We start from the raw sequence: 13,666 nt of genomic DNA on the forward strand, positions 1-13,666 counted from the left end.
CCGCGGAGGAGCGCGGCCCCGGAGCCTAGCAATCCTTCGTGCGCGCGGAGCTGTGATAGTCGTCGGGTACCGTGAGCGCCTCGACCGATCCGACCCAGCTCTCCGCGACCGTGCTCTCCGCGCTCCTGGCCGCGCGCGAGATCAGCTCGGAGGAGCTGACGCGGGCGCACCTCGCGCGCATCGACGCGCTCGACCCGCGGCTCCACGCCTTCACCCAGGTGCTGCGCGACGAGGCGCTCGCGGCTGCCCGCAGCCTCGACGACGAGCGCCGCCGCGGGGACGTCCGCGGCCCGCTCCACGGGCTCCCGGTCACCGTGAAGGAGTCGCTCGACATGGCCGGAATGGCCTCCACGCTGGGCGTCGCGTCCCGCAGGGACCATCGAGCGAAGGGCGACGCGGCCGTCACCGCGCTGCTCCGCCGCGCGGGGGCGGTGATCCTGGGGCGCACGAACGTCTCGCAGCTCCTCCTGTACAACGAGTCGCGCAATCCCCTGTTCGGCCAGACCGCGAACCCGTGGAGCCTCGACCATAGCTCGGGCGGCTCGTCCGGCGGCGAGGCCGCGGCCATCGCGGCGGGGATGTCGCCGCTCGGCATCGGCACGGACATCGGCGGCAGCATCCGCGTCCCCGCGCATTGCTGCGGGATCGCAGGCCTGAAGCCCACGCTCGACCGCTGGACCAACCAGGGGAGCAACTCGGCGCTGCTCGGGCAGGAGGCGATCCGCGCGCAGGTCGGGCCGATGGCCAGGAGCGCCCGCGACCTGGCGCTCGTCGTCTCCGAGCTCGATCCCGCGGCCATGGCCGAGCTCGACGTGCGCGTGCCGCCCTTCCCGATCGTCGAGCCGGCGAGCGTCGAGGTGGCGCGGCTGCGCGTCGGGTTCTACTGCGACGACGGCCTGGTGCCCTCATCGACCGCCGTCGCCCGCGCCGTCCTGAAGGCGGCGTCGGCGCTGCGCGCGCGGGGCGCGACCGTCGTGCCGTTCACGCCGCCCGGCATGGTCGACGCGGTCTACGGGTACTTCGCGGCGCTCTCCGCGGACGGCGGCGCGACGGCGCTTGCGCTTGCGGAGGGCGGCGAGGGGGCGGAGCTCGACGTCGCGCTCCGATCGCTCCGCACGATGGCCACGCTCCCGCCGTTCGCGCGGCGCGCCGCCGCGCGCGTCGCCGGGCTCGCGGGCGAGCGGCGGCTCCAGCGCCTGCTCGAGGTCACCGGGCCGAAGTCCGTCGCCGAGTTCTGGCGCGCCACGCACGCCCTGCGCGAGGCGCGCACCGCGATCGCGTCGTCGATGCGCGCCGAGGCGCTCGACGTGCTGCTCTGTCCGCCGTACGCGACGCCGGCGCTGCCGCACGCCGCGTCGCGCGACTTCGTGCTCGCGGGCAGCCCCGCGATGCTCTGGAACCTCGCGCAGTTCCCGGCCGGCGTCGTCCCCGTGACCCGCGTGCGGGCCGAGGAGGCGCGCCGCGTGCGGCCGCGTGACCGGCTGGAGAAGCGGGCCGCCGAGGTCGATGCGAAGAGCGAGGGGCTGCCCGTCGGGGTGCAGGTCGTCGGCTTCCCCTACAGCGAGCACGTGGTGCTGGCGGCCATGATCGCCATCGAGGACGAGCTCGCCGGCGAGCCGGATCGGCCCACCACGCCGGTCGCACCGCGCTCGCTTGCCGGATGACGCGGTGACGTCCGGGCGCCGCGCGGCGCCGGCGACACGGTGATGCCTCGACACCGCCGCGGCGCCGTCCCCCGGCGCGACCCCGGTCAACGAGCACCGAAGCCCTACAAAGCCGAAAGGTCCGCCGGAGAATCTCTCCGCCGGACCAGTCGGGGCGAGTGGATTCGAACCACCGACCCCTTGACCCCCAGTCAAGTGCGCTAACCAGGCTGCGCTACGCCCCGAGCCACTCCGCCGCCTCGTTTCGGTGCGGAGCGAGGCGCACCGTAGTCGAAGCCCTGCCAATTGCAAGGGTTTCGCGTCGCGCATCGCAGACCCGCTCCGGACGGGGGCGTCCCGCGTTGAGCAGGGGCATGCGAGCGCCACGGATCGCTCCGCGAGGCGCCGCCGTCCTCAGGGCAACGGCGCGGGCGCGCGATCCGGGCGGCGCGACGGGATGGCGCGGAGCGCGGCGGCGAGGCTGTCCGCGGTGCCCTCGGCGACGACGATCCCGTCGTCGTCCCTGGCCCACGCGACCACGTCGCCCGCGTCGCACGCGACGACGGGCACCCCGAGCGCGCGCGCCTCGCGGATCACCGTGGGGGCGGCCTCGTGCGACGAGGGGTGCAGCAGCACGTCCGCCGCGCCGATCCACGCGAGCGCCTCGCGCCGCGGCAGCGCGCCCGTGAAGCGCACCGCCGCGCCGCCTGCGCTGCTCACGCCGTCGGCGGCGCCGCCGCGCCGCGCGAGGCGCTCGAGCGCGGCGCGCTCCGGGCCATCGCCGACCACGACGAGCCGCAGCCCGGGGCCCGCCGCGCGCGCGGCCGCGATCGCGAGCTCGACCCGCTTCGTCGGGATCAGCCGGCACGCCACGACGGCGACGCGCTCGCCCGGGCTCTGCAAGATCTCGCGCCGGAGCATGTCCGCGCGCTCGGCGACGGGCGGCAGGTCGAACGCGGGCGGCTCGACGCGCGAGGCGCCGAGCAGCGCGCGCCCCTGTTTCGGCGCGAGCGCGCCCGCGAGCGCGTCGAGGAGCGCGCTCGCCGCGAAGATGAAGCGCGCTTCGCGCCGGAGGAGCGCGCCGACGATCGACGCCCGCGCCGCGCGCGGCGCGCGGAGGAGCAGCCGCACGTCGGCGCCGTGCGCGCGCACCTCGAGCGGCGCGCGGGGCGAGGCGACCAGGAGCGGCCACGCGCAGGGGACGATCCAGTGCGCCACCGCGCGATCGACAGGCCCGATCTGGCGGAGCCGCGCGAGCACCGAGAGCGCGAACGGGCCCGCGGAGAGCAGCCGGAGCGGCGATTCGCGCGCGCGCGCCACGGCGCCCGGCCACCCGAACAGCGCGCCGCCTCCGGCCCGATGGACGACCAGCTCGCCGTCCCGCGACGGCGCGTCGAGGACCGAGCCCCCGGCGGCGATCACGTGGACCTCGGCCCCGCTGCGCGCGAGCTCCTGCGCCGACGACCGCACGAAGTGGCCCGAAGGATCCTCGTCGCTGATCGGATAGGACGTCGTGACCACGACGGCGCGCATCGGGAACCTCAGAGGCCGGGGCGCATCGCGAGCGCCGCGCCCGCGTCGCTCGGACGCGTGGCCGGGGACGCATCACGCCGCCGCGCGGCGGATCGAGCAGCTCGAACAGCGTGAACAAAATGACAAGACGCAGAGCACGCCGCGGACGCTTGATCCAGCGTCCTCGCGCGTCTTCTGCGTCTTGGCTGTTGCGCTCGGGAGAGAGACGGTCGTCCTAGGCGACCATGTCCATCTTGGACCGCTTCCGGCGGCGGCGCGCGGCCTCGGAGGCCTTCTTCCGCCGCTTCACGGACGGCTTCATGTAGTGCCGACGCCGCTTCAGCTCGCGGAGGATCCCCTCGGCAGCCATCTTCCTCTTGAGGTGTTTGATGGCGCGCTCGATGCCCTTGTCGCCCACGGCGACCTCGAGCGGTTTGCACTGAATGGCGTCTGTCGGCATGTCTCGAAGCGTCCTCTTGCTGGGATAAAAACTTGCCCAGGTGGCGGGCGGAAATGCAAGCCGGCGGGGGGCCGGCAGCGCGGGGCGCGCACTATGGCAGAGCCCCCCCAGCCTCGCAAGAGTCATCCCCGCAGGACGGAGCAGGGCGCCGCGGCCCGGGGCGCCGGCCGATCGGCCTGGTTTTGCCGGTCCGTCCGGTCCGAGGGCGCGATTATCAGGACTTGCAATTGAGAAACTTTCTAAGTATCTATCTCGCCGTGGCCGCCGCGCGAACACCTGCCCCGAAGGGTTCTGCGTCCCGTCCTCCCCGGGGGCGTGCGGCCGCCTTCGGCGGCGAGGGGGTGGCGGAGGACGCCAGGGTCGCGTCGATGCTCGCCTGCGTGAGGTCGTCGGGGCTCAAGCTGACGCCGCAGCGCCTGGCGATCGTGCGCGAGCTCGCGGCCGATCCGACCCATCCGACGGCGCAGGAGCTGTTCGAGCGGCTCCGGCCGGCGCTGCCGACGATGAGCTTCGCGACTGTCTACAACACGCTGGACGCGCTCGCGTCCGCTGGGCTCTGCGTCGCGCTGTCGCTGTCCCCCGGCGCGTCGCGGTTCGATCCGAACATGGCGGCGCACCACCACGCGGTGTGCGATCGCTGCGGGCTCGTCCGCGACGTGCCGTGCGAGCCGCGCGATCCGGGCGCGTCGTCGGCGGAGCGATCGGGAGAGAGCGTCCCCGCGCAGCTCCCGGCCGCGCCGGGCTTCGAGGTCCGCGCCGTCGAGCGGATCTACCGGGGAATCTGCGCTGCGTGCGCGAAGGGCAGCCAGGGAGACGCCGCCGCGCAGGCGAAGGCGCGAGACGCCGGGCGCGCCGACGCGACCAGTCGACTCCGCCGTGCAGGGGCGCGCAGGGCGCGGCGCCCGGAACATGTCTAGCCGGACCGCCGCGCCGGCGCGCTGACCTGCGCGGCCACCAGGGATTCATCGTCCCAGCCGTTCAACCAAGGAGAGCGAACATCATGGCCAACAAGCAGCTCACGGGCACGAAGACGCACCAGAACCTGAAGGACGCGTTCGCCGGGGAGTCCCAGGCGAACCGCCGCTACCTGTACTTCGCAAAGGTCGCCGACGTGGAAGGTCGCCCCGACGTCGCGGGCCTCTTCAAGGACACGGCTGACGGCGAGACGGGCCACGCGCACGGCCACCTCGATTACCTGAAGCAGGCGGGGGATCCGGCGACCGGCCTGCCGATCGGCAGCACGGAGAAGAACCTGAAGGCCGCCGTCGCCGGCGAGACCCACGAGTACGAGACGATGTACCCGGGCTTCGCCAAGGAGGCCCGCGAGGAGGGCTTCGACGACATCGCCGAGTGGTTCGAGACGCTCGCCAAGGCCGAGAAGTCCCACGCGGGGCGCTTCCAGAAGGCGCTGCAGTCGCTCGATTTCTGATCTTTGCCCGAGGAGATAGCGCGAGCGTCCCGGATCGCGCCGAGCCGCCGGCGGCTCGATCCGGGGCGCACGCGCCGTCGCCGTCAGGCGGCGCGGTGAGCCGTCCGTCCGCCGACGAACCCCACGTGATGTTGAGAGGAACTGACCCGTGAGCGTCATCCGACGTGCACCAGACCGTCCACCGGCGACATCGCCGAACGACGAGCGATATCTCGACCCCCGCGACCTCGAGGCAGAGCTGCGGCGGACGTTCCAGATCTGCCACGAATGCCGCATGTGCGTCGGGTACTGCGGCTCGTTCCCCGAGCTCTTCGCGCGGGTCGACAGGGACATCGAGGCCGGCGTCGCCGAGGGGGCCGAGGCCCTCACCTACGAGGATTTCAAGGCGATCGGCGACGAGTGCTGGCAGTGCAAGCTCTGCTACATCAAGTGCCCGTACACCGCGGACGAGCACGCGTACGAGCTCCTGGATTACCCGCGCGTGCTCGCGCGCGAGCGCGCGGTGCGCGCCCAGCGGGAGGGCATCCCGCTGGTGGACAGGATCCTCGGCGAGCCGCAGCTCATCGGCGAGCTGGGCTCCGGCGCCGTCGCGCCGCTCTCGAACCTCGTGCAGGCGAGCCGTCTGCTGCGCAAGGTGCAGGAGAAGGTGACCGGGATCTCGTCCGAGTTCCCGCTGCCGGAGATGGCGCGCAAGCCGTTCTCGTCCTGGTTCGCCGAGCACAGCGCCGCGGCGGATGCCGGCAAGCAGGGGTCCGTGGTGCTCTTCGCGACCTGCTACGGCGAGTACAACACGCCCGGCGTCCCCGAGGCGGCGGTCCGCGTGCTCGAGCACAACGGCTACGCGGTGCACGTGCCGGGCTGCCCCTCCGCGGACGAGCCGGAGGACGCGCCCGACGGCGCGCTGACGTGCTGCGGGATGCCGAACCTCGACGGCGGCGATCTCGACGCCTTCATGGCCAAGGTGAAGCAGAACGTCGCGCTCCTGCACCCGCACGTGCGCATGGGGCGGAAGATCATCGTGATCGGCCCGACGTGCGGCTACACGATGAAGAAGGAGTGGCCCGAGTACCTGCAGACGACGGAGGCGCGCGAGGTCGCGGCCGCGACGCTCGACATGATGGAGTTCCTCGTCCAGCTCGGGCGCGAGAAGAAGCTGAACCGCGAGTTCAAGAGGGGCCTCGGCACGATCGCGTACCACGCCGCGTGCCACCTGCGCGCGCAGAAGATCGGCTTCCCGGGCGCCAGGGTGCTCGGCGTCGTCCCCGACACCGAGGTGCGCGTGGTCGAGCAGTGCTCGGCCGTGGACGGCACGTGGGGTATGAAGGCGGCCCACTACGAGACAGGCCGCAAGTACGCGTCGAAGCTCGTGCGCGGCGTCGCGGACGCGGACGTCATCGTCAGCGACTGCACCCTCGCCGGCCTCAGGATGGTGAAGGAGAACGGCGCGAAGGTGCTGCACCCGGTCGAGGCGCTCGCCCACGCCTACGGGCTCGGACCGACCTCGTACATCGCGCCGAAATCGTGACCGTCGTTGTCAAGGAGAAGAGCCGTCATGCGTCCCATCGATCGCAACGAGGTGCTCGGGATCGGCGAATACGAGGCGATCCGTGAGCGGTTCCGCAGCCGCATCATCGAGGAGAAGCGGCCACGCCGGGTGCGGATCGGCGACCACCTGACCGCGGTGTTCGAGAACCGGGACTCGGTGCTGTTCCAGATCCAGGAGATGCTCCGCACCGAGCGCATCACGAGCGAGAGCGGCATCCTCCACGAGATCGAGACGTACAACGATCTCATCCCGGGGCCGGGGCAGCTCAGCCTGACGCTCTTCGTCGAGATCCCCGAGCGGGCGCTGCGCGACAAGATGCTCGTCGAGCTCGTCGGGCTCGAGGACACCGTGTCGCTCGAGGTCGACGGGGTGACCGCGCGGGCGATCGGCAAGCGCGACGGCTCGATGGAGGACCGCACGACGGCGGTGCACTACCTCAAGGTGGACCTCCCGGCCGAAGCGCAGGCCGCGATCAAGGCGCGGAAGGCGGCGGCGTCGATCGTCGTCGCGCATCCGCGCTACACGGTGAAGGCGCCGCTCGGGAGGGCGACCCTGGACAGGCTCGCCGAGGATCTCTCCTAGGCCGCGATGGTCTCCCTCGAGCGCCCGATCAAGTTCGAGGACGTCGACGCCGCGGGCATCGTCTTCTTCGCGCGCTTCCTCAACTACGCGCACGAGGCGATGGAGCGGTTCTTCGCGCCGCTCGAGGGGGGCTACGCCGGGCTCATCCTCGGGCGGCGAATCGGGCTGCCCGCGGTGCGGGTCGAGGCTGACTACGCGGCGCCGGCGCGTTACGGCGAGGCGCTCCGGATCGAGACGTCGGTCGTCCACATCGGCCGGCGGAGCGCCACGCTCAGGTACCGCATGATCCGCGCGCATGACGGCGTGCTGTCGGCCGATCTCCGCCACACGGTGGTGACCACCGATCTCGTGCAGCTCGCGTCCGTCCCGATGCCGGAGGACGTCCGCGCCCTGCTCGGCGCCCACCTCGATCCCGAGCAGGCGCCTGCCGGCGCCGGTCGCCCGGTGTGAGCGCGCGGCCGCGGCCGCCGCCGCGCCCGCGCGCGCGTCCCGCCGACGATCCAAAGCCGCGCTCCCAGCTCGCGCGGCGGGTCGATCTGACCCTCCTGCGCGACCGGGCGCACTACGACACCCTGGTGATGGGCGCCGTCGCGAAGGCGCGCGTCTCCGTGTGGATCGCGACCGCCAACGTGAAGGAGCTGCGCGTGGAGGCGCCGGTCGGCTCGCGGGCGCGGGCGCGCGGCCGGTACATGTCGTTCCTCGATCTGCTCGACGCGCTCGCCGCCCGTGGGGTCGAGCTACGCCTGCTGCACGCTGGCGTCCCGTCGCGCGCCTTCCGCGCCGAGCTCCGCCGCCGCCCCCGGCCGCCGATCGAGATGCGGCGCTGCCCGCGGGTCCACCTGAAGATGATCGCCGTCGACGGCGCGCTCCTGTACCTCGGCTCCGCGAACCTCACCGGCGCCGGGCTCGGGGCGAAGGGCGAGGGGCGGCGCAACTTCGAGGCGGGCGTGCTCACCGACGACGACCTCCTGCTCGACGAGATGCAGGCCACGTTCGACGCCATCTGGACCGGCGCCGAGTGCAAGGGCTGCCGGTTGCGGCCGCTTTGCCCCGGACCGCTCGATCAGATCCAAAAAATCCCGTTGCGCTAGCGGCCGTGATGGTCGATGAGCTGCGCATGAGCACCGCGGCGCTGGACCCCGCTGATCTCGATCGTGTCGCCGTCGCTGCGCTCGCGCGCATCGACAACGGGATGTTGCTCGGGCTCGGAACCGGGCGCACGGCCGAGGCCTTCATCCGGCGCCTCGGGGAGCGCGTCCGCGGCGGGCTGCAGATCCGGGGCGTCGCCACGTCGGAGCGCTCCGCGGCGCTCGCCCGGCGCGAGAACATCCCGATCGTGCCGTTCGAGGAGGTCGAGCGCCTCGACGTCGCGGTCGACGGCGCCGACGAGGTCGCGCCCGATCTAGGACTCATCAAGGGCCTCGGCGGCGCGCTCCTCCGCGAGCGCGTGGTGGCCTACGAGGCCGCGCGCTTCATCATCCTCGTGACCCCCGAGAAGCTCGTCGAGAAGCTCGGCTCGCGCGTGCCCATCCCGATCGAGGTGGTGCCCTTCGCGTGCTCGTCGGCCGCGCGTCACCTGACCGCGCTCGGGGGCAAGCCGGAGATCCGCAAGAACGCGGACGGGTACCCCTTCCAGACCGACAACCACAACTGGATCCTCCACACCGCGTTCGGCCCGCTCGACGCGCCGGCGGCGCTCGACGCGCGCATCCGCAAGATCCCCGGCGTCGTCGACACGGGCCTGTTCCTCGACATGGCGACCGACGTGTTGGTGGCCGACGCTGGAGCGGTCCGCGAGCTCCGCCGGCAGCGCTAGCGACCCGCGGGCCCCCTCCGCCGAGAGGGCGGGCCCGCGGCGCCAGCGCCCGCGTCGCGGCGTCAGCGCTCGTGCCGCTCCAGCCGCCGGGCCAGGTCGTCCAGGGCGAGGTTGCCCGGCGCGCCGAGCGACACGCGGGCGCGGAGGCTCGCCGCGGCGTCGCCAGCGGGGAGCGCCGCGATCTCGGCCGCGACCTTGCGGTACGCCTCGCGGAACGGGACGCCCTGCACGGCGAGCTCGACGGCGCGATCGGTCGCGAAGCACTCCGGCGTGATCGCCCGGGCCATGCGCTCGCGGTCGAAGGCGAGCCCCTCGACGAGCCGCGGCAAGAGGCGCGACGTCGCGAGCGCCTCGTCGAGGCCGCGCATCGTGGGGCCCTTCGTGAGCTGCAGATCGCGGTGGTAGCCGGACGGGAGCGCCACGAGCGACTGCACCTCGGCGAGCGCCCCCTGGACGACGGAGCAGGCCGCGCGCATGAGCTCGACCACGTCGGGGTTGCGCTTCTGCGGCATGATCGAGGAGCCGGTGGTGAACGCCTCCGGGAGCCGGATGAACGCGAGCTCGCTCATCGCGAACAGGCTGAGATCCCACGCGAGCCGGCGGCTCACCGCGACCACCTGCCACGCGGCCGCGAGGATCTGCGCCTCGATGATGCCGCGCGACGTCTGGGAGGCCAGCGGATTCAGGGCCACGCCGGCGAACCCGAGCTCGCGCGCGACGCCGACGCGATCGAGCGGCAGGTTCACGCCGAACCCGGCGGCGCCGCCGAGCGGACACCGATCGACGAGCGCCCGCGTCGCCCGCACGACGTCGACCGCATCGGTGAGCCCCTCGACGAACGACGCGGCCCAGTAGCCGACCGAGGACGGCACCGCCCGCTGCAGGTGCGTGTAGCCGGGCATCGGCGTGTCCGCCTCGCGCCGGGCGAGCTCGAGCAACGCGCGGGCGCCGGCCGTCGCGTGCTCGGCGAGCTCGTCCAGGGCGTCGCGCTCGTAGAGGCGCATCGCGACGAGCACCTGGTCGTTGCGGCTCCGGCCCGTGTGCACCTTCTTGCCCGCGTCGCCGATGCGGGCGACCAGCGCGGCCTCGATCGCGCTGTGGCCGTCCTCGTCGTCCTCGGTGAGCCGCAGCTCGCCGGCCTCGTTCTGCGCCGTGAGCATCTCGAGCTCCCGGACGAGCGCGTCGCGCTCCGCCTCGCTGAGCACGCCGATGCGCGCGAGCCCGCGGACATGCGCGATCGTGGCCCGCAGGTCGTAGGCGAGCAGGCGCTGATCGAGCTGCCAGTCGTCGCGCGAGGTGTAACGGAGCATTTGGGCGTCGGTCGCGCCCCCTTTGTCCCAGAGTCGTACGCTCATTCAGGTCTCTCAGCTCTCTCAGCGCTCAAGGCTCTCGTCCACGAGAGCGCGGATCTCGGCAAGCTTCTTCGCCTTGCCCTCATCCAGGGATCGCGGCTTCGCCGCGCCGGCAGCGAGCGCTCGCTCGAGCTCTCGCAGCTCGTCCTCCGCCGTCCGCGCCGGCCGGCGCTTGCCGAAGCCGAGCGCGCGGGCCAGCCAGCTCCTCGACTCGCCGATCGCGTAGTCGTCCGCGGCGATCCGGTCCGGCGCGGCCCGCAGCATGCGGACGAGCGCGATGTTGGAGCTGGCCCAGACGGCGGACTCGTCGAAGTGGGCGCGCGGCGTCACGTCGAGGTGCCGCGCGGCGGTCCGGTCAGGCACGTCGTGCAGCCGGCAGTAGACGGCGAGCGCGAGCGCGAGCTCGTCGACCGGCATCTTGGTCGCGGAGTGCACCTGCACGCCGCCGCACCCCTTCGCGTACAGGTACGAGCCGTTGGTCGTGAGGACGCCGAAGCCGAGCAGCACGGCGGCGAGGTCCACGGCGGGCTCGCGGTCCGGCGGCACGAGCGCGTCGAAGACGTCCGCCTCGCTCAGGAACATGAACGACACGGCGCGCACGAACGCGGTCGTGAGCACCGTGGGGTTGCGGAGCTCGCCCGCGGAAACGGCGACCCGGTACCCGCCGTCGGGGCGCCGGGCGACCCGCTCGAGCTTCGTGTCCAGCGCCATCCCGCCGCACGCGCCGCTCGAGCAGCTGACGGTGCTGGCCTGCCCCTCCGGGGTGACCACCGCGAGCTCCACCGGAAGATCCTGGAGCCCGGCGTGCTCCTGCACCCGCACCATCAGGGCGGCCACCGTCTTCGGCGAGCCGTCGTACGGATCCGGGAAGAACTCGGCCGTCGGCTGTACCAGGCCGCGGACCGGCTCTGCGCCGTGCTGGAGGAGGGCGGCGGTCGTCCGAAGGATCCAGCGGATCTGGGGTTCGTCCGGGAGGTCCATGAGGCTACTTTATGCCACGGGCGCGCGCCGGTCGCGCAGTAGCTTCAGCGGCGAGGGGCGCCCGGCGACGGGTTTTGCACCCCGTCGGCTCCTTACCAGCCCCTGGAGCGCCTGGCCTCGACCTTTCGTTGCGATTTTTCGTCCATGGCACTTCCCTTTCGACGGCGGTCAGCGACCGCGTAAAGTTGTGCCCCCATGACGGAAGAGGCGAAGGACATCTCCGAGAGGAAAGCCGATCACATCGAGCTCTGCGCGACGGGTGACGTCGGCTTCCGGGCCAAGACGACGCTTCTGGAGCAGGTCGAGCTGATCCACGACGCGCTGCCGGAGCTGTCCCTCGACGCCGTCGACACCTCGGTGCTGCTGCTCGGCAAGCGGCTCCGCGCGCCGCTCCTGATCGCGGCCATGACCGGCGGGACAGAGCGCGCGCAGGCGATCAACCGGGAACTGTCGCAGATCGCCGAGGAGCGCGGCTACGGCTTCGGGCTGGGGAGCCAGCGGGCGATGCTGAACGGCGACGCCTCGGCCACGTACGAGGTCCGCGAGCGCGCGCCGACCGCCCTGCTCCTCGGGAACATCGGCGCCGTGCAGGCGCGATCCCTCTCGACCGAGGCGGTCGCCGAGCTCGTCGCCCAGGTCGGCGCCGACGCGCTCTGCGTTCACCTGAACCCCGCGATGGAGCTGGTCCAGCCAGGCGGCGATCGCGACTTTGCCGGCGCGCTGGAGGCGATCAGCCGGCTGGCGAACGGCCTCAGCGTCCCTGTCGTCGCGAAGGAGACCGGCTGCGGGATCGGTCCGGGGACGGCGTACCGACTGGTCCGGGCGGGCGTCCGCAACCTCGATGTCTCCGGCGCCGGCGGCACGTCCTGGGTCGCGGTGGAGACGGCGCGCGCCGACGGCGCGGCCCGCTCGCTCGGCGAGGCGCTGCGCGAGTGGGGCGTCCCGACCGCCGCCTCGGTGCTCATCGCCCGCGCCATCCGTCCGCGCTTCAAGACCATCATCGCGACCGGGGGAATCACGAGCGGCCTTGACATCGCCCGCGCGCTCACGCTCGGCGCGCATGCGGCCGGGATCGCGCGGCCGGTGCTGCAGGCCTTCGTATCGGGGGGGCGGGACGCTGCGGTGCGGTACCTCGAGAACATCGAGGCGGAGCTCCGGGCGGTCATGCTGCTCGTCGGGGCGCGCGACGTCGCGTCGCTCCGGAAGACGCCGGTGCTGCTCGGGCGAGAGCTGCGCCAGTGGGCCAAGCTGCTGAAGCAGATGGAGAAGGCGTAAGCAGTGGAGAGGGGGGGAGGTGGGCCGGGGAGGCGGGGAGCCCGTCCCCGAGGTAGGGCCAGCGGGCCCACCCCGACGTCTGTGACGGCCGCGGTGCGCCGGGCGCTCGCCCTTCCCGGCCCTTCCGGCGGAGAGTCCGGGCGCGGCTGGGGGCCGCGCTCGACGCTTCCGTCCGGTCAGCCCCGCATGATACGGTCCGAAGCTCTGGAGAACCCCGGGATAAAATGACGGAGAAAAAAGGGCGTCAGAGCGATCGTCCCCCCGAGGACCTGAAGAAGGAGCGCGATGCCTTCATTCAGCAGTTCTTCCGAAAGGGGGCGCAGCTGACCGAGGAGCTCCTCCGCGAGAACGAGCGCCTTCGCGACAAGATCACCGAGCTCGAGTCGGAGAACGGCAAGCTCCGCGCGCACCTCGCCAGCGACTCGGCCATCCGCGATCTGCTCCGCAAGATCGAGGAGCTCGAGCAGGAGAAGCGCGACCTCGTGACGCAGTCGGTGCGGATGGTGGCGGCGTCCGACCGCTTCAACAGCCGCTACTCGGAGGCGGAGGGGGAGCTCGCGAACCTCGCGAACCTGTACGTCGCGCTGTCGCAGCTCCACGCGGCGCGCAACGTGCGCCACGTCCTGCGCAACCTGAAGGAGCTGCTCGCGCAGTTCCTCGGGGCGGGCGCCTTCTCCGTGTACCTGGCGTCTCCTGATGGTAAGGAGCTCGTCTCGATCGCGAGCGAAGGCGTCGCCGTGGACGAGATCGCGCGCATGCCGGTGACCGAAGGCGCGGTCGGCCAGGCATTCTCGAAGGGGGAAATCTTCTTCGACGAGACCAAGGACGTCTCCAAGGGGAGCATCGAGGACCCCGCCGCAGTGATCCCGCTCGATTTCAACGGGCGCACCGTGGGTGTCATCGCGATCTTCAGCACGCTCCCGCAAAAGACGGAGTTCGTGAACGTGGACACCGAGCTCTTCAAGCTCCTCGGGGCCCAGGCCGCCCCCGCCCTCATCAACGCGCGGCTCTTCACCGACGCCGGCCGGAAGGTGCCCGGCGTCCAGGCATTCCTGGACCTGGAGGACTGA

General features: G+C 72.6%; 14 protein-coding genes and 1 tRNA gene. 10 read left to right on the forward strand and 5 right to left on the reverse strand.

Going from position 1 to position 13,666, the window contains the following annotated elements:
• Positions 1-71 precede the first annotated feature (71 nt).
• Positions 72-1,664 (forward strand): amidase, encoded by a 1,593-nt coding sequence (locus tag WME96_RS08985; RefSeq protein WP_437289739.1) that lies wholly within the window; start codon positions 72-74, stop codon positions 1,662-1,664.
• Between the two features lie 149 nt (positions 1,665-1,813).
• On the opposite strand, the gene WME96_RS08990 is transcribed toward WME96_RS08985, so the two are convergent.
• From WME96_RS08990 to rpsU, 3 genes are all read right to left on the reverse strand, one after another.
• Positions 1,814-1,888: transfer RNA gene (locus WME96_RS08990), tRNA-Pro, on the reverse strand.
• 169 nt (positions 1,889-2,057) lie between these two features.
• Positions 2,058-3,176, reverse strand: a complete 1,119-nt coding sequence (locus tag WME96_RS08995; protein WP_437289740.1) for a glycosyltransferase — start codon at positions 3,174-3,176, stop codon at positions 2,058-2,060.
• Positions 3,177-3,390: 214 nt separating this feature from the next.
• Positions 3,391-3,615 (reverse strand): 30S ribosomal protein S21, encoded by a 225-nt coding sequence (gene rpsU, locus WME96_RS09000; RefSeq protein ID WP_012234386.1) that lies wholly within the window; start codon positions 3,613-3,615, stop codon positions 3,391-3,393.
• Positions 3,616-3,983: 368 nt separating this feature from the next.
• On the opposite strand from rpsU, the gene WME96_RS09005 reads away from it, so the two are divergent.
• The 7 genes from WME96_RS09005 to rpiA all read left to right on the forward strand — a co-directional run bounded on the left by WME96_RS09005 (position 3,984) and on the right by rpiA (position 8,988).
• On the forward strand, positions 3,984-4,532 hold the full coding sequence (locus WME96_RS09005; protein ID WP_437289741.1) for a Fur family transcriptional regulator: 549 nt from the start codon (positions 3,984-3,986) through the stop codon (positions 4,530-4,532).
• 83 nt (positions 4,533-4,615) lie between these two features.
• Positions 4,616-5,044, forward strand: a complete 429-nt coding sequence (locus WME96_RS09010) for a rubrerythrin family protein (protein ID WP_061615959.1) — start codon at positions 4,616-4,618, stop codon at positions 5,042-5,044.
• A 148-nt stretch (positions 5,045-5,192) separates the two neighbouring features.
• Complete coding sequence (locus WME96_RS09015; protein WP_433934818.1) at positions 5,193-6,569, forward strand: hypothetical protein; 1,377 nt, start codon at positions 5,193-5,195, stop codon at positions 6,567-6,569.
• Positions 6,570-6,596: 27 nt separating this feature from the next.
• On the forward strand, positions 6,597-7,172 hold the full coding sequence (locus WME96_RS09020; protein ID WP_061615957.1) for a DUF3501 family protein: 576 nt from the start codon (positions 6,597-6,599) through the stop codon (positions 7,170-7,172).
• Between the two features lie 6 nt (positions 7,173-7,178).
• The gene (locus WME96_RS09025; RefSeq protein ID WP_437289742.1) at positions 7,179-7,622 is read left to right on the forward strand and encodes an acyl-CoA thioesterase; all 444 of its coding nucleotides are present in this window, start codon (positions 7,179-7,181) and stop codon (positions 7,620-7,622) included.
• Entirely contained in the window at positions 7,619-8,263 is a 645-nt protein-coding gene (locus WME96_RS09030; RefSeq protein WP_437289743.1) for a phospholipase D family protein, read from the forward strand. The genes WME96_RS09025 and WME96_RS09030 overlap by 4 nt, the downstream gene beginning before the upstream one ends.
• Positions 8,264-8,289: 26 nt before the next feature.
• Positions 8,290-8,988, forward strand: a complete 699-nt coding sequence (rpiA, locus tag WME96_RS09035; protein ID WP_437289744.1) for a ribose-5-phosphate isomerase RpiA — start codon at positions 8,290-8,292, stop codon at positions 8,986-8,988.
• A 62-nt stretch (positions 8,989-9,050) separates the two neighbouring features.
• Here the strand turns inward: rpiA and argH are convergent, their stop codons facing one another.
• Together argH and WME96_RS09045 are read right to left on the reverse strand one after the other, a co-directional pair.
• Complete coding sequence (argH, locus tag WME96_RS09040; RefSeq protein ID WP_437289745.1) at positions 9,051-10,343, reverse strand: argininosuccinate lyase; 1,293 nt, start codon at positions 10,341-10,343, stop codon at positions 9,051-9,053.
• A gap of 18 nt (positions 10,344-10,361) precedes the next feature.
• On the reverse strand, positions 10,362-11,321 hold the full coding sequence (locus WME96_RS09045) for a hypothetical protein (RefSeq protein ID WP_437289746.1): 960 nt from the start codon (positions 11,319-11,321) through the stop codon (positions 10,362-10,364).
• Positions 11,322-11,516: 195 nt separating this feature from the next.
• Between WME96_RS09045 and fni the strand changes: the two genes are divergently transcribed.
• Both fni and WME96_RS09055 read left to right on the forward strand, forming a co-directional pair.
• On the forward strand, positions 11,517-12,596 hold the full coding sequence (gene fni, locus WME96_RS09050) for a type 2 isopentenyl-diphosphate Delta-isomerase (protein ID WP_437289747.1): 1,080 nt from the start codon (positions 11,517-11,519) through the stop codon (positions 12,594-12,596).
• A 224-nt stretch (positions 12,597-12,820) separates the two neighbouring features.
• On the forward strand, positions 12,821-13,666 hold the full coding sequence (locus WME96_RS09055; RefSeq protein ID WP_433934827.1) for a GAF domain-containing protein: 846 nt from the start codon (positions 12,821-12,823) through the stop codon (positions 13,664-13,666).

The sequence above is a fragment of the Sorangium sp. So ce406 genome (genome assembly GCF_051474675.1).
GTDB lineage: Bacteria > Myxococcota_A > Polyangia > Polyangiales > Polyangiaceae > Sorangium > Sorangium cellulosum_G.